The organism is Paenibacillus sp. MT124, from assembly GCF_058792755.1.
On record NZ_CM179500.1, the window covers coordinates 3,414,603 to 3,439,854 of the forward strand.

Here is a 25,252-nt window from a genome sequence, read left to right on the forward strand (position 1 = left end):
TGAATGAGTTCACACTTTATATTGAGGAGTACTCTATGCCAAAAAAAACTTTCTTTCGTTTAGATGAAGCAAGACGCGAGGAAATATCTAATAGCGCTATGCATCTTTTTGTTAATAATCTTTATGAGGATATATCGATGAAGATGGTTTTGGATTGTTTGTCCATGCACCCTGGAACATTTTATCGGTATTTTGAAGACAAAGATGACCTTTATTGTCACTTAATGCGTAATGTGACCCAGAAAAGAGCTTCGTATTTTAATAACACGAATGAAGATTCCCTTTACCGGTTTTTCCTTACTGGCTTATTTGGTCATGTTAATGGCAAGATGATCGAGCCATTGAATGAGTTGGAAATCAAACTTACTGAAACAGTACTATACATTCCTGAGGACATTTTGCTTAAAATCTATCTGGATGTGCTAAAGGGGGAGTCATTCCCCATCATCAAGAACATTTTACGTCGAATGAGGGTTGATGGATCTCTCCGACCTGATATTGATGACGACCTGATTTCTTTTATGTTTGAGTCCATGCAGTTTAATCTTGTCATGTTTTTTCGAGAATTCGATATCAAGGACTCTAAGCTGCAACTGAAGATTAGCAAGTACTTTACTGACTTTATGGGTCATGGGCTGCTCGAAGATCATAAATATTCTGAAATGGTTAGCGATCTCAAGAAAGCTAAGGAGTAGATACGATTCCAACGAATATAGGGGGAATAAGAAAATGAAAACGTATGACGCATTTCCAGAACCCATTGGCGGCTATACGGTCGGTCGAACCCAGATGGATTTTGAGTACACGGCATCAGACCACTCAAAAAGAGAACTGACGGCGTTTGTGTACTATCCGTCCGACAGTAACGAAGGGAAGACGACATCAACGTACATGTTTCCTGAAGTATACGAGATGTTGCATGAGCAGCCACTTCTCACTGCGTTGAAGGATGCTTACTCTATCGATATCCAGACCCAGTGTTACGACGACCTTGCTCTCTCCGGGAAGGAAAAGCGCTATCCGGTATTATTCTATGTTTGCGGCGGGGGAGGTTCTCCAGAATGGGGTACCGTGATCTGTACAGACTTGGCAAGCATGGGATATGTAGTGGTCAGCGTCGGCCACCAGAATAGTACCATGTATAAGTGTAAAGATGGACGCCTGTTTAATGTATCAAAGGATTTTTCGGATGTTATTATGGCGTTTTCTGAAGATCCGGAAATGGTGGAGTTGGCTGGTAAGATGGAGATGCGGCCTGACGAAGAAACTGCCATTGAGATGTGCCAAAACGTGCTTACACTGCCGATACTTGCCAAGTTAACAGAGCATAGCGAATTACAGGCAGAAGATATAAGGTATGTAGCCGATTATCTTTACAAACTGGACTCTGGAGAACTGAATTCCATCTTTAAGGGCAGATTATGGCTTAACATCGGCATGGGCATAGTCGGACATTCTTATGGAGGACCTACGGCGGCGATTGTTTGCCGGGACGACAAACGGTTCGCCTGCGGGATTGGCTTGGATAGCGGTGCGTTCGGACTTCAGGACAGCGACCTTAAGAAACCCTTCTTGCTACTGTTTAGTGAACCTAACTATAATATGAATGCGATAATTGGCGCTAACAATAGCATGGAAACCTATTATTTCTCTGTTGATGGTGCTGCACATTTAGATTACTGTGACATCGTGTTTACCAATGTTAATGAGGAACTCAGAGGCGAACGGGATGCTATGGAAATGCGAAGTCTTGTAACAGACTATACGAAGAACTTTTTTGATCACTACATACTACAGAAGGCAGCAAGTGTGGAAAGTCTAGCATACGTTGGCGTGGATTTAATCAAGAAGACCTGCAGCAAGTGACATACCCGAGAGGCTGCTAACAAACGCATATCAAAGAACTAGCCATACAGATATAGAGCCAATAACCAATTACACGGTTATCGGCTCTCTCCTATTTCGGGCATTGTATTCTATTAGAAGTCTATCTCTATCAGGAAACTTCAGGGTTATTCAACTGTATGGGTCCAATGAGTCCATTTGGTTCCTGTTGGGCAAAAGAAGACAAGAAATTTCGTTGATTTTTTACCAACGTTTTGTAACTTCAATAATTCGTTTATCCCCCCCTTTCTTTAACTCCCCATGGATTTGGAATCGATAAGGCGGACAGATCCGCACGCCTATATGCTCACCATACCTGATGATAGTGAAATGGGCAGTCCCTGAGTAGATGGAAATCGTTTTCCAGTAAAATACAATTAGACGAGATAAAGCAAGGTCATGTATGGTGATTACACAACAATAAATACTGAGGAGTAATTTTACACTATGATTAATCGATTCGTTAGCCTATTTTCCATTCCTTCGTATGCTTTACTCTTTATGTGTATGGCATTACAGGGTATGGGCATTTCGCTCAGCACCCCCTTTTTATCAATTTATTTCACGGAAAAGCTTGGCGTATCTATTGGCATGTTTGGTCTTTATCTAGCCGTCACACTAATTGCAGGAATATGGGTCAGCACGCTAATCGGGAGACGTTCAGACCTCGGCCTAAATCGAAAGGGCGTTTATCTTTTCTCTACTCTCGCTAATGCCCTGGCCTTTAGTGGATACTTGTTCATTCATGATTTTCCGATTTTGTTCATTTACATGACTGTGTTTACTGCACTAGGTGCACCAGGGATGCCTCAGTTGTTCGCTATTTCCAGAGAAGCTGTGATAAAGAGTCATTTTACGGAGCTTGCGTTTGCTAATTCTACGTTGCGTTCTGCTTTCTCTCTCGGCTTTATTACAGGTCCCTTAATCGGCACTTTATTACTCGCTGCTATTGGATTTAAGGGGATTTTTTTGGGTACAATCGGAGCTTTCCTACTTGTTGCTCTGCTTGTTTTCCTGTTTCTCAAATCAAACACAGAAATGAAGAGCAATCAAGCTGAAGTGAAAATAAAAAGTTTCCGGCTGGCTCAAAACCGGGATATTTTAATTCCTTTTCTAATTCTGATACTCATGTATACCGCTCATTGGATGAGCAGCATTAACACGGCTCTCTTTATTACAAATAATCTTGGGGGAACGACAAGCGATGTCGGTTTAGTTAGTAGTATATGTGCTGCACTGGAAATTCCTTTTATGATTGTACTCGGTCTACTTAGTGCAAAGTATAGTAACCGAATCTTGGTGTTTTGCGGGGCTATTTTCGGAGGAGCTTATTATTTCGTTATACTTATATCAAACGCGATGTGGCAAATGCTTGCAGCACAAATCTTGCTCGCTGTTTTTGTCGCCGTCATTTCTGCAATTGGAATTAGCTATATACAGGACCTGCTGCCCAGAATGCCAGGATATGCTTCCACGCTATATTCCAATTCATCCACAATCGGCAGACTACTTGGCAGTCTTGTTGGTGGTGGAGTAGCCAGCATTGTCGGTTACCGATACTCATTTATCTTCTGCTTTATACTAATCATTATTGCTGTCATTATGCTTGCAGTAAGTGGACGACAGCCTGCAGATGAACCGCAAATCTCAACCTAACTATGCCAATTCAACGGGAAAATTTATATTTTTGAGCTTCTCCCCACGTATAGGATATTCCATCTTATCACTAAACTAACCTGCCCAAAAGTCGAACAAAAGCAGCCGATCATGGATTAGCTGCTCTTGTTCGACTTTTGAATTATCATTTCCTTTAAGCTTAGTTAAGAATTTCCGATTTGGTGCCATTTTGATTTAAAAATTTCATTAAATCGTTACTCAGCAGAACAATCTCATTAGTAGCATGGTTCGCATAATCCGGCAACATCATATCCCTAACCATATTCGTTCGTAGCCATGTCATAAAGAAAAGATCCAAAATTAAGTTTGGAAAGTTAAGCACCATTTTAAGCATTGGTGGATCAATTGAAACGCCAGCTTTTTGTATTGCCCTCAGATACGCTTTTAAAGTGATTGTTATTTTGCGTGCTGTCCTTCTGGTTCTGGATGTTTTTTTGTCCATTATCTTATTCTCGGATTGTAAAATGCTCAACATGGCAATGTCTGATACGGAATGTGTGATTAGATACGACTGCATATCCCTTTTAATAACGTAAGGAAGCTTTGCTGTTTTAAATATTTTTGCGAGGTTTTCTATGCGTTCTGTCACTACACCATTAATTTCTCCAAATGCTGTTGCCGCTATAATCTTTGGTAGAAATCGAGCATGCAATACTCCATCCTTAATCTGTCCGCCGAAGCCAGGAAAAGCTGGTAAAAGTCTATCCCCCACGATATCCAGCCACGAGGAAAATCCCATTGAATTACTAGTCATCGTAACTATATTTCTGCTTTGATTATCTTTTAGCGCTAACAACGCTGATTCGGACCGATCATAACGAACGGTAACGAAAATGAAATCGTATATATCATCATTTTCGAGCGTATCGATGACATTCACTTGTATCGATCTAACTGTACCTTTCCCCTCATATCGCAGGCCATTTTCTCTTAACGATTTATATCTATTAGAACGTGCAAACAGGGTAACGTCAAAACCTGCTTCAATAAGCTTAATTGCGTACATGCTCCCGATGACACCTGCACCAAAAATTAGAATTCGATCTTGTTTTGTTGACATTAAAAACACTCCTACTTATTAACAATTCTTTTAAATATCCGACAACATGTTGTATGATGTGATTATAAATTTTCATTATTCGTTGATCAACCATCAGTTTTTTATGATTTGTCGGATGATATTCTTATTCGCTAGTAGGAGGAAAACATGAAAAAGCAACCCCAAATAACGGAGAAAACAAGACAAACATTTGTTGAAGTTTTTTGTGAGTTATACAGCCAAAAACCAATTGAGAAAATTTCAGTTCAGGAAATTGCGAATAAGTCAGGATATAACCGCAGCACCTTTTATCAATACTTTACGGACATTTATGAATTGCTAGACTCTGTTGAAAATGAGTTGTTAAATGACATTAAAAAAGAATTGGCGAACAAAGAGCTATCGATGCATACGGTCCAAGATACGCTCTATTGTCTCGACAAAAGAGAACATCTCCTGGTTCTAAATGCTCTTTTGGGCGATTATGGAAGTGCACGTTTTTTGAAACGTTTAAAAAAAGAAATCACTTTAGAACAATTGGAAATGAACGTTCCACAAAACCATGCCTTAACGCCATACTTAATTGAGTTTTACCTGACAACTTCCCTTTCTTTATTTCGTCTATGGCTCCAGCGTCAAAAGGATTTATCGTCAGAAGAATTTTTCAAGTTAGTGGAGAACCTATATTCAAGAGGGATTACACCCTATTTTAAAGAATGAGTCTTTCATTCAAACCTTATCCAAAAGGTTGTTTAACTATGGAAAGCGCGCACAACCTTGTTTAAACAACCCACTTTCTAAAGAAAAAGAATAACCCACTCTTACGAATCCGCAGTCTGTAAATACATACTTCTCCAAGTTTTTTTCAGGAAAATTGCCTCTATTTGTGGTACGGTTCTCCGCGTTGTCTGTAACGACAAGTTTAAGGACCATCCTTCGCCTAATGGTTTCTAACTTCACAAGCCGTTATATCCCAATCTATATTGTTAAGCTCTCTACTTTAATTACTTTTCCGTCCACCGTTTCTGGCCGCCCCATGCATTACAGCAAGATTTGAAAAGTGTATTTGTAGTCCTCATGATATCTTGAGATCATTCATAATAATTGCAACAGAACGGAGGGCGTGGCTAATAGGCTGAATCAATCGGGAGTTTTTTGATAGGTGCATATATGTGGAAGGCAGATTGAAAATTGTGAATATCATCAAAAGTTTGAATAAGCTCGATATGTGAATCCTCCGTTTCCTGCCTAGAAATTTTTAGAAATCTGGCGTAATCAGTTTTAAGGACATCTCCTATTTCAAGGAGATCACCGAAATACTTGAATTTGGCACAGAAGAGCTGTGGCACGTCAATAGTAAAATAAAAAGGTTTGTTGATCTGAATGTCATATGGAATTCCAAATAGGACTTTAAAGCGGGTTGAATTAGGTTGGCAATTGGAATAGATGACATAACATGGACCGCTTACTGTTTTATCAATGTCCTGCAACAGTTTGTCAGAGTGCGAGCGAATCTTTGCCTTGTAATCATCATCAGCCAGATCAACTTCAAAAGCTATACCGGTTACCCGTATGGATTCGAAGTCTGTTAGGGTGAAGTCGGTGACAACATCACCATTGATGTTTTTAACGGGTCTTCTAACCACTGATGGCATGGGTATTTGAGGAATGTTCATGTTTTGTACTCTTAGAGCGCTCGGGGCTATTCCATATTGGCGTTTAAAAGCACGAGTAAATGATGATTGGGCTCCAAAGTTCAGCAGGTAAGAAATATCTGTAAGTGATAGCTGATCGGATTCAATGAATTGTAGTGAAGCGTTCAATCTTCTGGATAGGATGTAATTGTTTAAGGAAGAACCTGTTATCGCAGAAAATAGTCTGTGAAAGTAATATTTCGACATGTTAACTGTATCAGCTACAGACTCTAATGATAAGGGCTGGTCTAAATTGTTCTCAATATGGAGTAGAGCACTCTCTATGACTGCATAATGATCCATAATAACCTCCAATCCATTTTTTCGGAGTAACTCTTCAATTTTATACCTAAACAGTAACTAACTTAAGGAGGTAGGGTAATGACGCAAGACAGAAGGAACGGAATTATAATCGGCATTTTTTATATTGTAGCTGCAGTCACTTCAGTCATCGCTGTTATCTCATATGAGCCGGTTTTATCTGAACAATGGTATTTGTCCGTGGCAAATGGTTTTAGAACACAGGTCTTGCTTGGGGTATTTAACGATCTCATGCTCGTTCTAACTGCAGTTGGTACATCGGTCATGCTGTTCCCTTATCTTCGTCGGTGGAATGAACCACTCGCTCTAGGATATCTATGCTTTCGATTTATGGAAGCAGTACTTATTGCCATAGGTGTGGTAAGTATTTTAGGTTTAGTACAACTTAGTATACATTATGAAGCAAACAATTTAACAAGTGTAGAAAATCTTAACGAGATCGGTTACATGCTGCAAGCATTTCACCGCTGGACATCGATGTTAGGTCCCAATTTTATGCTGGGTATTAATACGGTACTGTATAGCTATTTGCTTTTTAGAACAGGTTTAGTTCCAAGAACGTTAGCGCTTTTTGGTATAATTACTGCTGTACTTGTATTTTTAGCAGGGCTATTAGAAATGTTCGGTATGATAGAACCTCTTTCTGCAGTAAAAGGAATGATTGCTCTTCCAGTCGGCATATATGAATTGAGTTTGTCTGTATGGTTGATTGTAAAGGGATTTGACAAGCGAAACCTCGAGGAAATAGGAGCGAATCAGGAGTTTTCTTAATCTTACAACTCAGATAGATCAATAAATACGAAGAATATCCAAAGAATCTGCTTTATAAACAGTGGCCTTGTCAGAAACATAAAATTAGTGCTATAGCGAAAGAGTTCCACTATTCCTTTTTTGATGATGTTCCCATCATGTTTAGAACAATACATGGTATTTACTAATGTGCTCACATTATCCTCAGGTTCCCATAGTTAATAAGGTTCATATTAAACATTGGGAACAGTATCATGCATGAAGCATTACCTGAAAAAGAAACCGACCTTGGTCCTGCATAAAACAGGATCAAGGTCGGTTTCTTTGATTATAGCTGTAAGAAAATCTTATACAAAACCTGAGCAGCCTCTGCTCTGGTTGTCGTTCCGCCAGGACTCAAGGTGACATTGCTTCGCCCGTTTATGAATCCCATTTTAACCATTGCAGCCATGTCATCAACTGCGTACTTTGCTACATTCGCCGCATCTGTAAATCTCTTGAGATCCTCAGCTGTACCGCTCTGCTCGGATTTGCCCACTGCCCGCAAAGCCCTCATGGTCAGCACAGCCAAATCTTGTCTAGCAATTTCCGTTTCCGGATAGAAGCTGCCGTTCGCGCCAAGGGCGATCCCGAGTGCTTTCGCGATTCCGACTTCCTCATAATAGAGGTCTGTTTGCTTCATATCACTGAAGGTGGTGTTGAACTCTGCTTTGAGATCCAGTGTCCTTACCAACCAAGCCAGATACTCACCTCTTGTGACCTTTTGCCCGGGATTAAAGCTTGTTGCTGATGTCCCGTCGATGAATCCTTTGGACGCCATGGTTTCAACCGCTGGTGCGTACCACGAATCCTTGATGACATCATTGAAGAATTTCTTCGTATAAACAACTGCATATTGACCTGTGTTTGCCGCTGGAAAAACCATGGCTTGTAGAGCACTGTCGTATTTGCCATTCAGTAGCTGAACAAATGTACTGTTTGCAGCCACGTACGAAACGGTAAGGTATTTGGAATTGGCCAATTCTTCAACATCAGGAGCATAAGGCAGTCTGATTTCGGCCGGTTCATTCAAGGCTACCACCTCTTCGCCATCTAATAGAACAGTGAATGCAATAACAGGTCTGCTGGTTGTTACGGATTTTACATCTGAATGAAGCTTTACAGTATCTAACCGGCTCAGTGACAGTTCCACATTTTTGGCACCTGATACATACTTCAGTAAATTAGAAGGTACTGCAACGGTTCCAAATTCCGTATTAATCTCGATCTTGATGTTGGCATGCGCTGCGGTTAGGACAGCCGCTGGAAGCTCAACCGCATAGGAATTTGCTCCCTCTGCTTTCGGAATGTCCACCATGATTTTTTTAATATTACTGCTATTCGCCTTTACATGCTCCAGAGCCTTATTTAGATCTTCCTGCCGGATGGGTGCTCCTTTAGCTTTACCGGTTTTGGGATCCGTCTTTGGTGCCACAATCTTAATTAAATTCCCTTCGACTTTGATGTTTTCAGGAGCCGGTGAAGGTGTGGTCACTGACACAGGTGCATCCGTTGACGGGGGTGTTTCCGTCGGCTTCGGATTGATGAATGGATTGCTGATAACGACAGTAAGGGATTGGCTCGCATAATGAGTTGCCGTTTCTTTATATCTTACTTCGTAGATTCCGTTACCAAGACCTGTAACCTCTTTGCCTGTGATCGCATTCCAGCTGCCAGCGTCCACTCCCACTTGCCGGTATTCCATTACAGGACTTACACCAATGATCTTGCCATCCTTGGCCCCAGCTGCACTAACATTTACAGCCTTGACCTCTGCACTGGACGGCGGACTTTGCTCCTGCTTGGTTCCGTCGGGCACAACGATCAGGATAGCAGGACTTGGATTGCTCAAATCCGTTCCGGCGTACCGGAGCTCGTAGCTGCCGGCCTCTAGGCCTTCAATGCTGGTTCCACTAACCGGCATGTAACTACCATGATCCGCCTTCCGGTACTCCATTTCGGCAGTCACATTTTCAATTCTGCCATCATTCCCGCCTGCTGCTGTAGGCGGTGTAATGACGAGTCCTTCCGCTGTTGGAGCCTCTCTGTCTGCCTTGGCTTCATTGCGAATGTCCACGGTTACCGGCGGACTTGCCTTTAGGCTGTCTGTGGCTGCATACCGGATCTGATAGCTGCCAGGCTTCAGATCGTTGATACTTGAACCTGTAACAGGCGTGTAGTCCTCTTCGCCCAGCTTCCGGTATTCCATCGTATCATTCAAGCCCTCAATTATGCCTTTTATGTCGGTATCCGAATTGGCGTGTGAGATTACCCACCCACTCGCATCGGGTGCAGCCTGCTCCTGGGCCTGCCCTTCCGGAATAACGACTTCCTTATCCAGGCTGGCGCTCAGCGAACCGGTCTTCATATACCGGACATAATATTTACCGGCGGTGAGACCTGTGACCTCAATTCCTGCAATTGCAATATATTCTTCTTCGCCTTCCTTCTTATACTCCATTTCTGTTGTCACACCGATCAGTTTGCCGTCATCTCCATCAGGAATGGACGGTGCCACACCAGCCGGTGTTACTGGAGCCTCACGATCAGGACTGGATATGGCCTGGTGGACTTCCCATTCCCATAGGCCTACACCGTTATCTCCTGCCCGCGATTGCTTGGTCAGGGTTACTCGCACTGCCTTTACATTCAGCACCGAGTCAAACGTGTACGGATTGGAGGATTCCGCTGGAGTATGTTCAACCACTTTGATTCCCTCCGTAACCGTTCCCGCTGTTACCCATTCATCAGTTGCGCTATCCGCCGGGATGTAGGAATATACAATTTGGGTAGGCGGCTTGATTCCGCCGCCATCTGACCACAGCAACAGATTCGAACCCAGGATAGATGCACCGTGCGGCCATTCATATTGCACCCACTCCTCTGCGCCTTCATGACCCCAGGTTCCCCAGTTGTTGCCATCTTTCTTTCCGTCGTTTACTGCAGCCAGACTCTCCCAAGGAGAGGTATAGCTGGAAGAAGCATTTGCGAGGAAGGCCATATTGCCGTCTCTCGGACTGAGCAGACGCAAATCCGTCAGCAGCTTCTCAAGCGCCAAGGTAACTTCTTCTTCTGTGGCATTCGTATTCTTGATCACAGCAGAAGCTTCCGCCTTCGCCGCTTCTATTGGCGCAAGACCAGGATCCGCAAGGTTCGAAGCATTTAATGTATTTACATAGTTATAGACCTTGACCAGTTCTGTCTTATCTACCGCTCCGGTATAGCCGTATACCTTCCATTCCAGAATACCACTGCCATTAACGGAAGGCTTCATGTCCATACGAACACCTGTAATATAGGCGGGCTCAAAGGTCGTTGTATTGTATTTATTAAGTTCATTGCCCAATCCCTTAATGTCCCGCGGGGTGTACCATTTCCCATCTTCGCCGCGAAGCATAAGCTGCATATCCTTCGGACGAAAGTTCCCGCCGTTGTCTTGAAATACATATACATCCATGGATGAGGCCAGGAATGGCTGATCCCATTCATACGTCACCCATGCAGGATCTCCTTCTCTTCCCCAGTTATGCCATGCACTGTTGGGGGCACCTCGGTTCGGAGAGAAATCTGCCGAGCTCTTAGGGTCAATGCCGTTATTCATCGCTTCCGGATAACCGTCGCCACCAGAGAAGCTAGCGGAAGCCTTGGCTGTCAGCGCCGCATTTTGCAGCGCAGTATTCACGACATGTACAGTAGCCCATACCTCCAAAGCACTTCCATTGACCGTTCCTCTGGCTTCAAATTGGCCTACACTAGCATAGCTACTTGGATCAATAGCATCCCAAGTGATTTCCTGCTCTAGATACCCTTCCACTGACAAAATATAGATTTGTCTAGGAAGTTCTGGTTCAATATCCTTCTTGGTCACAACGCTTAATGCCCGGTAAACGTCAACGGTATCTTCCTTGATCTCTATCGTTATATCCTTGCTGGACTTCTTATCTCCATCTGCCACACTGAAGGTAAACGTGTAGGCGCCTGCCTTGCTAACACGCGCATAGGCCACTGCTTTGTCACCATCCACAAATGAAATGTCCGCTGAACCTTCAGGCTTTTGCTTGACGGCCCAAGTGTACTTCAACTGGGGTTCTTCTGCCTCGCTATGCACAGGGTCAGGAATGGCTTCCCCGGACAATACTACGATACTGTTATTGGCAACATCCTGAACCGCTGTTACTTGGCCAATTGCTGGAGGCTGTTTATCCGGCGGTGAAGCCAGTTCGAAGATTACCTGGCCGGAGCCAGTCAGTTGTCCATCACTTGCGCTAAGCTTAACTGTATATGAGCCTGCTTTGGTACCCGTAGCCTGTGTAATACTTGCTTTTGGGTGAGTAAAGGTTAGCTTGGCGCCTTCCGGGGCACTGACCACTTCCCATTGATAAGACAGAGGCTTTTCCGGCGCACCATCATCGGTTACAATCCCATTCAGCATCAATGGAATCAATGCCTGTGGATGTTGTGTCACCAACTCTACAGTAATTTGCGGAGCTTCATTTTCACCGCCTGCTGACTTTTCAATGATCAATTCAGCACGCTGCACGCTACCCATCTGAAACATGGCAACGCCCTCATTGTTCTGAACATAGAACTGGCCGGCAGCTGCACCATTCAGCTTCATGGTATAGTATCCATTCTCCATCCCCACTCCATCGAACAATATCCGTGAAGTATGCTCTTTCCCTGATGGATTCAGGAGCTGAAGTGCAAAACCCTTACCATCTTTTTGAATTTGCGCGCTTTCTACTTTATCGCTTTCTAGCTCCAAATAGATTTTCTCATCGATCAGATTGATCCGTTTGCCGAAACCGTCTTTCGGCGTGATGTTGTAGCTATCTCCTTCGTCAGTTACCAACGCTCCATAACCGAACAGCCCGAATATCGGATCTGTAACTATGTCGGAGCTGATGCTGAGAAGGGAACCATAGAGGCCTTCTTCCGATTCGCCCGAAAAATCATTCCAGCCGTTACTCATGACGCGTGAGCCGCCATCGTATACGTCCTTCGTACCTGTGCCTCCTTTATACATCGAATATCTCCAAGAGGTGCTGCCAACTGAATTAGCCGAAATCTGTCCCATATTGACGGCGTTAAAGTTCGAAATCTTCGCGGCATAATTGCGCTGCTGTGCAATTGCCCTCTGCTCCACCGATCTGCCATCATTCTCATACCTAAGCCAGTCATCCATAATGTATCCTGCTAAAGACGCAGTATATTGGAAATTCCACCAGCCTTCACCGCCGCGGAAAACAGGCACGGAATAATGGAACCAGGTAGGCTGAATACCGCGCATGGCACGTGTTTTCCAATCGGCCATTTCCATACTTCTCTCAGCTGCACCTGTAAGTGCGTCTGTTGGATAGTACGTGCGCAGCGCCTTCGTTGCTGCATAAGCCCCTTCTTCGCCAGTATTATCATATTCAAATTCCGAGCCGTAAGGATAAGATGCTCTTGTCATATTCCGTCCCTTGTCGAGAGCGAATTTCTTCTGCAGATTGGCTGACTCGGTCTGCATTCCCTCTTCCTTCAGTGCTTCAATCATATCCGGGATTTGCTGCTCGCCATAGAACCCAATGGCTTCGGTGGAAACACGCTTATCGTAGATGTTATATGCTTTTTCCAGATAAAACTGAGGCGATTCCCGGTACTCGATCAGATTAGGATAAGCCTTCTGAATCCGGTACATGTTGAAAAATCCGGTAGCTTCCATGATTTCGGAGAAGGTACGTGTATAAGGTTTATCTTTGTCGGTGTACGCTCCAGAGTCTTTTAGCCAATTCGCAACGATGTAGCTATCCTGAGTATTCTTCATGTATCGTTCCCACATGAAGTCGATCAGGTATGTCTCGATAGAGCGAATTTCATCGGGACTTGGAGCCAGATAGTTCTTCATCGTCATGAAGTTGATGTTGTCATGGCTCCAGTCATCCCCCCAATGGCTTGTGTTAAGATCCATGCCGCTTGTAAGATACCAGTCGAAATAGTTACCATAAGTTGGACTTTCCGGATTCTTATCCTGAGTTTGCTGGACCATGAATTCGGAATGGGCATCCGAGATTGCATCCAGCTCGGCCAGAACATTGAATTCAAATTGAGTAAATTTATCCACCCATTCGTTGCCGTCCTTCAGCTTATATTCGATACGCACACTGTTATTGCCGATCGAATCAAACTGAAGCGAATAGATATGATGCTGTTCACCATTTACGATCTTGGTCTCCACAAACTCAACCGACTCGTTGTAGCCAGGGTTCCCGTCAGGCAGTCCACGTCCGGCCCGCGAGTTGTCAACCATTTCCTTTCTGCTCTTCCCAGGCTTGATATCCGGAATATGCGCTTCGTCAAATGGATCATTCTCTGCCACATTTTGAATATCGATGGATTGTACATCAACGATACTGTCGTCGTAGTGCAAGCCTAGCTTGACAGGCATATTGATCGCTGTCTGGAAGCCCGGCACCGCTACGGCATCAATCATGCCTGATTTATATAGGATGGACCGGAGATTGGCTTCACGGTCTTCCATCGAGGTCGAACTGTTATTTGGGCTTTCGGCACTTTCCTGCGGCGTGTTGTCTCCTCCACGGACTGCTGAGAATTTGAACTTATACGTCTTGGACTTATCCGGTCCTAGTACGAGGCTGGAAGCATCGGTAAAGTATCCGCGTCCCGTTTTTTGGATATCTTTGGAATGGATATAGAGTACGTTCAGCCCCGGATACCAGCCGCCACTGTCCCCTGTCCAGTTCTTAAAAGTATCTGCAGCACGCACCTCTCCTGCTTCATGCATCCAATAATCCACATACTCGATTCGAGCGCCGCTCTCCGGCACCGGAGTGAAGACCATAAAGTTCCCCTCACCACTGGTGCGGATGGCATAAGAATATCCACTGTCAGCACCTGCGAAATTATGCACCGTCACACGGTCATCATAGGTATCGGATAAGGTCTGGTATTTGTTGTTCCAAGGCATCGGTAAGCCGATATCCCCAAATTCGATATACTGATTACTTTTGTTCTTCACCGTAATTTCCCAAAGCATTGAACCGTCATCGGTCTCCATATCAAAAACGGATTTCACATCGAAGCCCTTCATTACCCGCGGGTCTGTAGAATTTAGGTTCTGTCCAATAAAGTTGACTTCTACCTTCTTGCCGTCTGCTGATGAGGTCTTGTTAATATAGGGGTTATCCGGATTAATGGTCGAAACTTGTGTAGATCCCCCGGCAGCCAATGTTTTATTGGTATCAACTTCTACAAAGCCGTCCCTGTTGTCAGGGAATTGTCCATTGGCGCCTGTACGGTAAGAGAAAATCATTTCACCCATCCACTGGTGCTCGGTACCATTCTGCGGCGATGTCGTGTTAGGTAGGACGAAATTAATTGGCTTCCCTTGTTTATTCGTAGGATTGTTGTTGATAAAGAGCTCTTCAATCTGGCCTAAATCGCCGACTTTGGCCGACAGGCTGGCATTGGAGATATCGGTTCCTACTGCAGCCGCCGTGACCTCAGGCAATGCGCTAACCTGCAACGGTAGACTTGGGATAGCCAGGAGCAGCGCGATCATCAGCGGCTTCCACTTCTTCGAAATCATTGTCATTATAACCTCCTGTATATATGTGATCATATCCATTAGGGGTTTAATTCTCTTAAACCGGTAAGTATAGTTTCTTCTACGAGATACCTTTGACCGATCCATCGAAAATGACGTTTATTCTTTCGCCTAAAGTAGAATCTCGAAGTCGTTTGTTAAGATAATCGAATCCTATAACCAAATCCTGAATCCGGTTAAGGTTAAAACTGAATTTCGTAAGCGCTTTATTTTCTATGTTACTTGCTATATCATAAAGAATAAATGCTCGATGCCAACGTGAATTTTAAATATTTCAACCTGTTCGGAGGTGCCGGATTGGACTCGCCCATCCTTCATTTCATCACCCCGCCCATTCCCTATTTTATTGATTGCGGACGTGCTTATTACGAAGCCGGCGAATATCATATTAGCCGTAGTGACATCGGTGTTTTTGATCTAATTGTCGTTACACGCGGTTCGCTCGCCCTTAGCGAGAACGGGACTGAGTGGCTTCTGAACCAAGGAGATGCATTGATCCTTAAGCCGGATGGACACCATTACGGCAGTGCAGCCTGTATGACGGAAACCGAAATGATCTGGATTCATTTTCAAACCTATGGCAGCTGGAGAGAATCTGCCAACATGGAAGAATGCCTCGCCAATCAAGCCGAGTTAATCGAGACACATAAGGTGAGCGCATATCTGAACCACTGTGACGTCTGTTCCATTTTCATTCCCAAACGTATGCATATTGCATCCAAAGACATGGAGCTGCTGGAGCATTTCTCTCAGCTTGATCAGGAGCCTCAGTCCATGCGCAATTGGAAACGACAGGCGACATTCCAGCAATTTATGCAGCATCTGGATCTTGGGCTGTCTTCACTGTCCGATGTTGCGGCAATCCGGATTGCCGAGAAAGTTGAACTTTACATCCGCCACAATTACCCGCTACCAATCTCCAATCCGATGCTGCAAAAGGAACTCAACTACCATCCAAACTATCTCGCACGCAGCATGCTGAAAGTGTATGGCATGACACCCATGGAATATCTGCTGCATTACAGAATAGAACAGGCCAAAAAGCTGCTGCTGCAAACCGCCTGGTCCGTTGCACGCATCGCCGAAGAGATTGGCTTCAACCATGTATCCTACTTCTCTTCCTGTTTCTCGAAAAAAGAGGGCATCTCTCCTTCCAACTTCCGCTCCAAGTTTACCAACTCAGATAAATAATCTGACTCAATCTGAACTGATGCCGTGAAAAAAAAAGCGTCCGCTCACTAAAAATCGCGTTATCCTGCAGCTCGCATTCTGGGTCTATCGGGCGCTTTTCTTTTTGCCTACCTTTTTAAAGCAGCACTAGTAGACCTCTTCTTATTCGCTCTCCCGAATCCAAACGCTCATTTCTCCTTCATCCCGATTGGCCCAAGTGAAGTAAGGAATAAACCGAAGCTCGGCTGGCTGTGTATCCCAGTGGACGTCACTGCGATACAGATGTATTCCCCAGTTTTCTTGGGATACGATTCGCTGCCCAATGGTTGTAAGTGCTGGAACCTCCAGAGGCATCCCTTCCCCGCTGCCGATATAAAACTCGGCATCCCGGGGCAGTTGAATGCGATGCAATCCGCGGCCATTATCTACTTCCTCGAGACAGTACATAAACGGTCCCCGCTGGATGGCTGCTTTTCCGAAAGTGGCTTTGATGTGGTCATGCCCTTTCATCCGAAGTACCTCCATAGGGAAGTGAAGCCTTATCTCATCACCAGCTCTCCACGTGCGGGTCACCTTTATGTAACCGCATTCAAAAGTGAACTCATCCTGTTCGGTCTTTTTCCCATTAATCCACAGCTCGGGAATCTTGCACCAGTCCGGTTTTCTCAGAGCTATCGTAAACGGCATTCCTGTCGGGGAATCGGGCCGCACGATCAGCTTCACTTCTCCGGTGGAGGTATAGTCAGAGACCATGGTCAGGGCTGCTCTCCTACCCTGAAGTGTGAATTCCCCTTCCCCGCCAATGTACAATTGCACATACAACGTAGCCTGTTCCACAGCCGGGGTATATACATATTGATCCAATGAGGCCAGTAATCGTGCAATGTTCGGCGGACAGCAGGCACAACCAAACCATCCTTGCCGGCGTGTTCGCACGTGGGCATAATTAGGATTCACACGTTGAATCTCCGGATCGACTTCAAGCGGATTTACATAGAAGAAACGTTGACCATCCAAAGACATTCCACTAATCACCGTGTTGTACAAGGCCCGCTCCATAACGTCTGCGTACCGGCTATCCTGCTCCATCTGCAGCATGCGCTTCGCCCAAAAGATCAGGCCAATTGAGGCACAGGTCTCTGCGTAGGCGGTATCTCCCGGCAGATCATAATCGCCTGTAAATGCTTCTTCTTGGGCTGATGAACCAATGCTTCCCGTAATGTACATTCGCTTGCTTACGGTGCTGCTCCACAACCGCTCACAGGCTTCTTTCAGCGGTTTATCTCCGGTCTTCGCAGCTACATCTGCCATTGCCGCACACATGTACACCAGTCGAACCGCATGGCCTTCTGCAGTCGATTGCTTCCTAATAGGCAGATGGGACTGGGAGTAAGTGTGTCGGTGAACCATATCCAACTCGCCAAAATGTATGGTACGGCCCCTTTGTTCCCATTCCTGTATAAAAAAATGCGGACTCGCTCCCCGCTGATCCAGAAAATAACGGCTCAGTTCCAGATATTTATCTTCCTTTGTCGTCTCATACAATTTGAAGAGTGCAAGTTCAATCTCCTGATGCCCATCATAACCTGGCAATTGTCCCTGCTCTGTACCAAACACGGTGCCTATATGATCCGCCAGGCGAATAACCACATCCAGCAGCGTGCGCTTGGCCGTGGCGTGATAGTACGCCACACCAGCCTCAATCATATGTCCTGCACAATAGAGCTCATGACACTCGGCGAGGTTCGTCCAGCGCGCCCCAGGTTCACGCAGGGTGAAGTACGTGTTCAGATAACCATCTTCTTGCTGTGCCCGAGCTATGGTCTCAATAACGGAATCCACCAAGACTTCCAGTTCCGGGTCGGGCTTCGCGGAGAGCAGGTACGAAGCTGCTTCAATCCATTTCGCAACATCGCTATCCTGAAATACCATGCCATAATGATCGCCCTCTTCTTCCCCTGCAGCGATGCGAAAATTCCGAATGGCGCGACTTGGTTCAGTTCCTTCGATACGGTCATTAAGCGCTTCCCATTGATAAGGAACAACCACGTTGCGAACAAGTTCAATATAATGCGACCAGAATGGATCATTAATTTTATGGCTATAACCTGATGTCTGCGGACGGTGCGGGACGTCTGGCTTTGTCATAGGAACCTCTCCTTGTTCTTTAATAAGCTTATTTTACAAATCATTACATCAGGGTGAAATCATCATTTCCAACTGAAATTTACATAATTACAACCTTGTAAGACCGCAGTAGCAATGCGGACGGCGAAAGTAGCTAGCAACTTTTACCATTAACATAAACTCTAGTGCTTCAAAAGTTTTTATCCTGCTCGTGTCTTTTTTGGTGAGGAGTTGGTTCGAACTCAGAAGAAAATAAACAACCGTCCCCCAGTAGGCTAACGGGAAACGGTCGCAGATTAGTTGTTTCTTATGTAAGAATAAAGGCCTGGGTGGTACGCACCCCTGACCTTTCACCCCGGTTCCAATTTACCATCCAATAGCCGCACCATCACAGCGGGGGTCTGTGCCCCCGAGCAGGAACCCATTGTCATCGATCATAATGGCATGCGCATGTCCCATGACTCTAGCAAAATCTTCAACTGTGTGTACCTCGTGTCCGGCTAACCTTAAACGCTGCTGTACTTCTGCCTCGATTCGGCCCTCCACTCTCAATTCTTGTGTTGCCTCTCCCCATGTTCTTCCCCACACCCAGCGGGGTGCACGCACAGCGGTCTGGGGAGTCATACCATAGTCCACCATGCGAGTCAGCAGCGCGGTCTGAGTCTGGGGCTGACCTTCTCCTCCCTGGGTACCGTACAAAATATATGGCTTCCCATCGCGGCAAGCCATCGCCGGCATCAGCGTATGAAAGGTTCTTTTGTCAGGTTCCAGCCTGTTCACATGCGACGGATCAAGGGAGAAGAATGAGCCTCGGTTCTGCAGCAATATACCGGTGTCTCCCCCAACCACAGCAGAGCCGAACTCAAAATAGAGACTTTGGATAAATGAAACGGCATTGCCCTCACTGTCTACTACAGCCGCATATGCCGTATCATGACCTACCGGCTGGGTATCCATCGGCAGGGCTCGCTCCATATCGATGCAGGCCGCCAGCTTCGCGGCATAGGATTTGGATAGCAGCTGGTCCAGAGGAATGGAGGAAAATTGTGGGTCTGTCAAATAACGATCACGGTCACGGAAGCTCAGCTTCAGCGCTTCCACAAGCAGGTGATAGTACTCATAAGAACCATGCTCTACACTCTCCAAATCAAACTGTTCTAGAATTTGAAGCGCCATTATACCGGTAAAGCCCTGTGAGTTCGGAGGGACCTGATAAAGATCAAGCCCTCGGTAACTCCCTTTGACCGGTTCCACCCATTCACCTCTGTGTCTCGCAAAGTCCTCCAGTGTCAGCAGACCTCCCTGCTCCTTGAGTGAGCGAACAATCTCCTGACCAACACTGCCTGAATAAAATACGTCTCGGCCCTGGTCCGCAACCTGCAGCAGGCTGCTTCCCAAAGCAGACTGCACAAAGCGGCTGCCTTGCTCCGGGACCTCGCCTCCAGGCAGATAGATGGCGGCTGTCTGCGGATAAGCTGCCAGCACATCTGAACGCTCGGCCGTATTGACATGCTGGTCCGGCGACAGCGGGAAGCCTTCCAGCGCATAACGGATCGCGGGCTCAAGCACCTCTGCCAGCGTCTTCGAGCCATATTCCTGTAATATGGCATCCCAGCCGTCCACCATACCCGGCACGGTAATGACGCTGCGGGGTCCCCGCTGCGGGATGGCTGATTCGCCCGCAAAGCGGGCTGCGGTAATCCCGCTGCCCGAACGTCCACTCGCGTTATATGCCCTGACTTTTCTCTCTTCGGTGCTATAGGTTAACCAGAAGGAATCTCCTCCCATTCCCGTCATATGTGGATATACGACGGCAAGACAGGCGCTCACAGCTACGGCGGCATCAAAGGCATTGCCTCCTTGCTGCAAAATACGCGATCCTGCCGCGCTGGCCAAAGAATGAGGACTGACTACCATCGTTTGTGTGCCTGTGACTTGTGGAACCATCTTGCCACCTTCTTTCTCTTCTATGTTCAACTGACGGTAATTCCTGTTTGTTGCTAATCATGTTACCCATTCAGACGCGAATGTCTGAGCTGTATGCAAAGCAGACTGCCATCTGCCGGAGGCATACACCCAGCGACTCATTTTAGTGCCTGATAGCAGCTGCGTGACATCCGAAGCATCCGTGACAACAAAGTTGCAGGCATGCCCTTCTTCTATTCCATACTCGTCGCAGCCCGTAATTTCAGCAGGTATATCCGTGATCATCCGCAGCAGCTGTACTAAATCTCGTTCACTGCCCATATGGGCCGCATATGATGTGATTTGGGCGATCTGTATCAGATCCCCGCGGCCGAACGGATGGAACGGGTCTTGAATATTGTCGGAGGCCGCAGCAAGTGGAATGCCTTCTGCAAGCAGCTCGCGAATGCGTGTTGTGCCCCGTCTTACCAGGCCGCGATCTTCCCGTCCCTGAAGATAGAGGTTCACCGCAGGCAGCGTTACCGCGTTCAGACCGGCTTCGTTCATCTTCGCCATCACATGCTGTGCATCTTTTTCCGTCATTGCAGACAACGAGCACAGATGATCTGCCGTCACTCTGCCCTGATAACCGTGGCGAATCGTATGCTCTGCTATGCTCAGCACGGTTTTTTTTCCGGGATTATCACTTTCATCTGCATGCAGATCAATGGGCACGCCGAAACGTTCCGCTAACCGAAAAATCCTGCCAATCTCACTTTCAGGCTCGTCTGCCAGATGAGGGGCTCCACCCAGTACATCAATTCCCATCCGCAGTGCTTCCTCGATTGCCTCATCCGCAGCTTCTTGATTGCCGCGGAACGGAACCATGAGCACATATTGGATAGCCATACTGTCCTTCAACTTCTCCCGTACTTCCAAGGCTGCCTCAATCGTCCGAAAGGCCACCTCTCTCCCCAAATGAACAGGGAAGTCAAGGTGGCTCCTTATGGTCGTGGTTCCGTAGCTCATTGCCATTCTGGCGGCAGTCAGCATGCGTTCCGCTAGCTGCTCCTTGCTGAATGTCTGTACAGCCTGGCTGTAATTAAGAATGGCTTCATGAAGTGTGCCGGATCGGTTCGACACCTGCTCAAGCGAAAAAGCTTTATCCAGATGCATATGACAGTCAACCAGGCCAGGAAGCATCATGCAGCCCTGCAGATCGATGCAATCCGCGTCTGAGAGCCGTTTTAGATCCGAACCGGCCTGGTGCGGGACCATCAGACGGGAAGCACCGCTTTCCCGTGCATCAAGGAAACGATCTTGAAGGCGGATACTAACCCATTTTCCAACCTCCGCCTTTAGTTCATAAAGGCAGAGGTCTTCCCGGTGCGGAAGGCATACATTAATGAAACGCAGCCCCGCACTCATTGTGCGGTAGCCAGCGCCTGCAGCACGGCCAGATCTTCCTCGTCAAGCTCGGCGGCCGGACCCGCTTTGATCATATCCGAGAACATTTCGTCCGGTACCATGGTCGTCAGACAATACAGACGCGTGCTGCCCGTGTTAATAATATCGTGATGGTTGCCCGGTGGAATAATAATGAATGAGCCTTGGCGGATCGGAGTCTCATACTCGTTGCCAACTTTGGCAAGCCCCTCCCCTTTTAACACATAAAAATATTCATAAGCCTCCCGGTGTTCATTGGATGGTGTTCTGCCTCCAACCTCGAAGATCTCCACAAATGAAGTGAAAGGAACCTGCTCCCTGTCACACAGCAGGATGAACTTATTCGTATCCTGTGCGGAAATTTTGTGGACGGGACAATTCTCAAAGTTACCAGCAACCAGACCTGGAATGTTCACCATATACATTCAACCTCACTTTGATTGATTTTAATTAATGCTTGCTTTTCATCTTTTTAACGGCAGCCTCAAACAGGATATATCCTGTTCTGTACTGCGAACAGCCGTTGTGGCAATCTTCAACCCACCCGTTCCCGTGCTGTTCATCTCGTCCGTAACACCGTTTGGATGCCGGGCGAATAACGGGAAGGCGCTGCCTGTCAACTCAAGCCGTACATACGAGCCAGCCGGCAGGGTGGCCGCCAAGGGACGCAGACGGATCCGCGCTGTTCTCCATTCATTGGAGGCATCTGCTCCTTCACTGCAGATTTCCGTGCGACCCACACTCAGTAGCCGGGCCGTCCCTTTCTCGGATACGGTCGTGAGGATTGCCACCAGATCCGTCGGACCGCCCAATGTTTGATACTGAACGGATAACTCCGGGGACCCAAAAATCGGGATATCCTCTGCAAGCGGTCCTCCCGTATATATCAGAATCTCTTGCCGTTCCTGAATGGCAGCTCTGTCGGACGGCAGGTAAGAGTCCAGACGCATCGGCAGACGCGAGTCGTATACGAATACATCCGGCACAGCTTCCTCCACATCTTCCTTATGCTTTTCCAGTCTCCCTCCTCCTGCCGCACCGTTCGCCGGGGTCTGTGACCCGGACAGATAAAACCATTCGGACAGAGAGGACCCATCCTCAAATACAGAAGGCAGCTGTTCCGCCGTATGCCATTCATGACTCAATTGGTCAAAATATCGGATCGGCCGTTCACCAAACAATTCCATGTCTTCCTTGCCCTTCAGCCAATAATCAAACCAGCGCAGCTGCTCCAGATGATGACCACCATCTGCCTGCTCGCCATGATCGATTCCGCCTGCTCTGCGCCCCCATGGAATGTGGGCCCACGGACCGACAATGAGCCGATGAAAACAATCCGATGTGGCCGTAGCTTGCAGAGCCTCGAACGACTGCAACGTGCCCATGAGGAAACCGTCATACCAGCCCCCAATATGCAACGCCGGCACCGGCTCCCGGGCGATCTCGTCGATCCAGTTCATCTGTTCCCAGTACTCATCGTACGTTTGATGATCGATCCAATCATAAAATGCAGGAAAGTATTGCTCCAGAATCGGATGCCTTTCATTCAATGGCATTTTCCAAAGCATCTCCTCGGGGCTGCGCATCAATCGGGAGCATTGCTCTGCCGTTTCGAAGTCACCCGCTCTTTGTGCCGTGTCACGAGCCAGCTGGAAAGCCCACGGCAAATGATTGCCAAGTGCAAAAGAGCCATGCGGGTAAAATAAGCCATGATACATGTCTGCCGGACACATGCTCGGTGCAATTGCCTTGAGCGCAGGGGGGTGAAGGGAAGCCGCTGCCCATTGTGTTAAGCCTTGATAAGAAAAACCGTACATGCCTACTTTCCCGGTCGAGCCGGACAGACCGGCTACCCATTCGATGGTATCAAATCCGTCCTCTGATTCCTGAACAAACGGATTAAATTCGCCTTCCGACTCTCCCCGCCCTCTGACATCCTGGACTACCACAATATATCCCTTACTTGCATACCAGACGGGGTGGGCATGCGTAACGGTAGATGCAATCGACCGTCCGTAGGGCTGGCGCATCAGCAGCACAGGATATTCTCCTGTCTCGTCCGGCAGGTATATATCTGAATACAACGTTATGCCGTCGCGCATCGTGCAAGGGACCTTTCGGCGGATGACTACATTTCCAAATTTCATGCAACTCGCTCCTTTGCTATAGATACGGATTGACTATTAAAATCCGCTTGGCACGTTAACTGCTGCAGGTTGCGCCATTCTTCCGTCACCCGTTGATCAGATACCGCTAACTGCCGAACGCTTTAATTTCTCCTGATTCAAAATTCCCCTCGGGTCGTTGTGGTGTTTGATTTCCCACAAACGATCATGGGCGTATGATCGCCCGCCTTCCTTCAAATCCCAAGTATGTGGATTATTGACTCTAACCCGGTTTTTCTCGTAACATTCCATCAGCTGATTCAGGTTTTCCTCCGTTGTGAAAGGGACCAGCGGCAGGCCGGAGATTAGCAAATTTCCGTTTTGCCGGGCAAACTCGATATGATTCATCACTTCCGGATATTCCTTTTTCATTGATGAGATTTGCTCAAGGGCACTGGATGGTTCAAAATTTAGCTGCAGGTAGGTCAAGCCAGGGTCTGCCTTGCGCGCCCACAATGTTGTATGATTCCATGTGAAATCGGAGACCCCTACACCTTTGTGATACTGTTCGGCAGAGACCTTCATAGCCAAGTGACCCCCATATTCCGATAGGATACGTTCAAGCTGGAGTTCGTTGGCTGTATCCACTTCCAGTAATGCGACAGCATGATCAGCGGGGAGATCAAGCGGGAGAAAATAGGATGGTACCGGCCATTCATGGATGGAGATTAGCCGTTTCACCAAGGAAGTGTCCTCAGCTACCGACTGCCCGAAGCGAAAAGCCTGTTCAAAACGGTCAAAGGTTACTGCCCATTGCATCCATTCCACTCGGGGAGCCAGATTGATTTCCACTTCGGACAAAATGCCGATTGTACCGTAAGTATGCAGGTAAGGCAGCACCTCGTCTCCCTGGAGCTCAATGGTACGGGGATGAACCTCAACGGTCTTGATTTTTAGAGAACGTACCAGCCCATCCCAGATCGTACCCCAGCTGATCGAACCGATGCCGCCAAAACCGCCGCATAAAAAACCGCCGATCGTCGCGGATTGAAAGGTGGAAGGCATCGTACGCAGCTCATAACCCGCCTTGCGGGCAGTGGATTCCATTTTGCCGAGTCTGGCCCCGGCCTGGATCCGCATCGTGCCTTCTCCCATTTCGAGCACCTTGTTGTATTTGGCCAGATTCAGAACGATTCCGCCTGTGACCGGAACGCATTGGCCATAGTTGCCGGTGCCGTTCCCCCTGATCGTCAGCGGAACTCCCAGCTCTGCTGCAATGGAGAGCAGATCGTCAAGCTCCTCCTCGGTGCGCGGACTGGCAATACACTCGGCGACCTTACCCTGCAGCTGACTGGCCAGCACAGGAGAGAAGTGATGATAATCCATCGAATATTTGGCAAGTGCTGCCTCCTCCCACTGCAGCAATTCCGGGTCCATGCGTTCTTTCAATACGGCTATCCAATGTTTATTCATTCGGTTCCCCTCC

15 protein-coding genes are annotated in these 25,252 nt (G+C 46.9%); 6 read left to right on the forward strand and 9 right to left on the reverse strand.

Going from position 1 to position 25,252, the window contains the following annotated elements; translation table 11 throughout:
* Positions 1-35 precede the first annotated feature (35 nt).
* The 3 genes from AC3RCI_RS15585 (at position 36) to AC3RCI_RS15595 (ending at position 3,540) form a co-directional block, all read left to right on the forward strand.
* A complete protein-coding gene (locus tag AC3RCI_RS15585) occupies positions 36-695 on the forward strand; it encodes a TetR/AcrR family transcriptional regulator (RefSeq protein WP_492473429.1) in 660 nt (219 codons plus the stop codon).
* A gap of 34 nt (positions 696-729) precedes the next feature.
* Positions 730-1,866, forward strand: coding sequence for an alpha/beta hydrolase (locus AC3RCI_RS15590; RefSeq protein ID WP_154894149.1), 1,137 nt, complete (start codon positions 730-732; stop codon positions 1,864-1,866).
* A 465-nt stretch (positions 1,867-2,331) separates the two neighbouring features.
* On the forward strand, positions 2,332-3,540 hold the full coding sequence (locus AC3RCI_RS15595) for a sugar efflux transporter (RefSeq protein WP_492525328.1): 1,209 nt from the start codon (positions 2,332-2,334) through the stop codon (positions 3,538-3,540).
* A gap of 160 nt (positions 3,541-3,700) precedes the next feature.
* On the opposite strand, the gene AC3RCI_RS15600 is transcribed toward AC3RCI_RS15595, so the two are convergent.
* Complete coding sequence (locus tag AC3RCI_RS15600; RefSeq protein ID WP_492525330.1) at positions 3,701-4,621, reverse strand: ketopantoate reductase family protein; 921 nt, start codon at positions 4,619-4,621, stop codon at positions 3,701-3,703.
* A gap of 147 nt (positions 4,622-4,768) precedes the next feature.
* On the opposite strand from AC3RCI_RS15600, the gene AC3RCI_RS15605 reads away from it, so the two are divergent.
* Positions 4,769-5,320 (forward strand): TetR/AcrR family transcriptional regulator, encoded by a 552-nt coding sequence (locus AC3RCI_RS15605; protein ID WP_336781642.1) that lies wholly within the window; start codon positions 4,769-4,771, stop codon positions 5,318-5,320.
* Positions 5,321-5,727: 407 nt separating this feature from the next.
* Here AC3RCI_RS15605 and AC3RCI_RS15610 read toward each other — a convergent pair whose 3' ends face one another.
* Positions 5,728-6,597, reverse strand: a complete 870-nt coding sequence (locus AC3RCI_RS15610; RefSeq protein ID WP_492525332.1) for a helix-turn-helix transcriptional regulator — start codon at positions 6,595-6,597, stop codon at positions 5,728-5,730.
* Between the two features lie 78 nt (positions 6,598-6,675).
* Here AC3RCI_RS15610 and AC3RCI_RS15615 point away from each other — a divergent pair, with 78 nt between their 5' ends.
* Positions 6,676-7,386, forward strand: coding sequence for a DUF4386 domain-containing protein (locus AC3RCI_RS15615; RefSeq protein ID WP_492525334.1), 711 nt, complete (start codon positions 6,676-6,678; stop codon positions 7,384-7,386).
* Positions 7,387-7,693: 307 nt separating this feature from the next.
* On the opposite strand, the gene AC3RCI_RS15620 is transcribed toward AC3RCI_RS15615, so the two are convergent.
* Positions 7,694-15,001, reverse strand: coding sequence for a DUF5695 domain-containing protein (locus AC3RCI_RS15620; RefSeq protein ID WP_492525336.1), 7,308 nt, complete (start codon positions 14,999-15,001; stop codon positions 7,694-7,696).
* A 309-nt stretch (positions 15,002-15,310) separates the two neighbouring features.
* Between AC3RCI_RS15620 and AC3RCI_RS15625 the strand changes: the two genes are divergently transcribed.
* The gene (locus AC3RCI_RS15625; protein ID WP_492525338.1) at positions 15,311-16,204 is read left to right on the forward strand and encodes a helix-turn-helix transcriptional regulator; all 894 of its coding nucleotides are present in this window, start codon (positions 15,311-15,313) and stop codon (positions 16,202-16,204) included.
* Between the two features lie 141 nt (positions 16,205-16,345).
* Here the strand turns inward: AC3RCI_RS15625 and AC3RCI_RS15630 are convergent, their stop codons facing one another.
* The 6 genes from AC3RCI_RS15630 to AC3RCI_RS15655 all read right to left on the reverse strand — a co-directional run bounded on the left by AC3RCI_RS15630 (position 16,346) and on the right by AC3RCI_RS15655 (position 25,239).
* Positions 16,346-18,331, reverse strand: a complete 1,986-nt coding sequence (locus AC3RCI_RS15630) for a glycoside hydrolase family 127 protein (protein ID WP_492525340.1) — start codon at positions 18,329-18,331, stop codon at positions 16,346-16,348.
* 345 nt (positions 18,332-18,676) lie between these two features.
* On the reverse strand, positions 18,677-20,257 hold the full coding sequence (gene ggt / locus AC3RCI_RS15635; RefSeq protein ID WP_492529919.1) for a gamma-glutamyltransferase: 1,581 nt from the start codon (positions 20,255-20,257) through the stop codon (positions 18,677-18,679).
* 57 nt (positions 20,258-20,314) lie between these two features.
* On the reverse strand, positions 20,315-21,643 hold the full coding sequence (locus AC3RCI_RS15640) for an amidohydrolase family protein (protein ID WP_492525342.1): 1,329 nt from the start codon (positions 21,641-21,643) through the stop codon (positions 20,315-20,317).
* Positions 21,640-22,080 carry a cupin domain-containing protein gene (locus AC3RCI_RS15645; protein ID WP_154894140.1) on the reverse strand — a complete coding sequence of 147 codons (441 nt, stop codon included), beginning with the start codon at positions 22,078-22,080 and terminating at the stop codon, positions 21,640-21,642. The genes AC3RCI_RS15640 and AC3RCI_RS15645 overlap by 4 nt, the downstream gene beginning before the upstream one ends.
* A 45-nt stretch (positions 22,081-22,125) precedes the next feature.
* Positions 22,126-23,808 carry a CocE/NonD family hydrolase gene (locus tag AC3RCI_RS15650; RefSeq protein ID WP_492525344.1) on the reverse strand — a complete coding sequence of 561 codons (1,683 nt, stop codon included), beginning with the start codon at positions 23,806-23,808 and terminating at the stop codon, positions 22,126-22,128.
* A gap of 96 nt (positions 23,809-23,904) precedes the next feature.
* Complete coding sequence (locus tag AC3RCI_RS15655; protein WP_492525346.1) at positions 23,905-25,239, reverse strand: FAD-binding oxidoreductase; 1,335 nt, start codon at positions 25,237-25,239, stop codon at positions 23,905-23,907.
* Positions 25,240-25,252 lie beyond the last annotated feature (13 nt).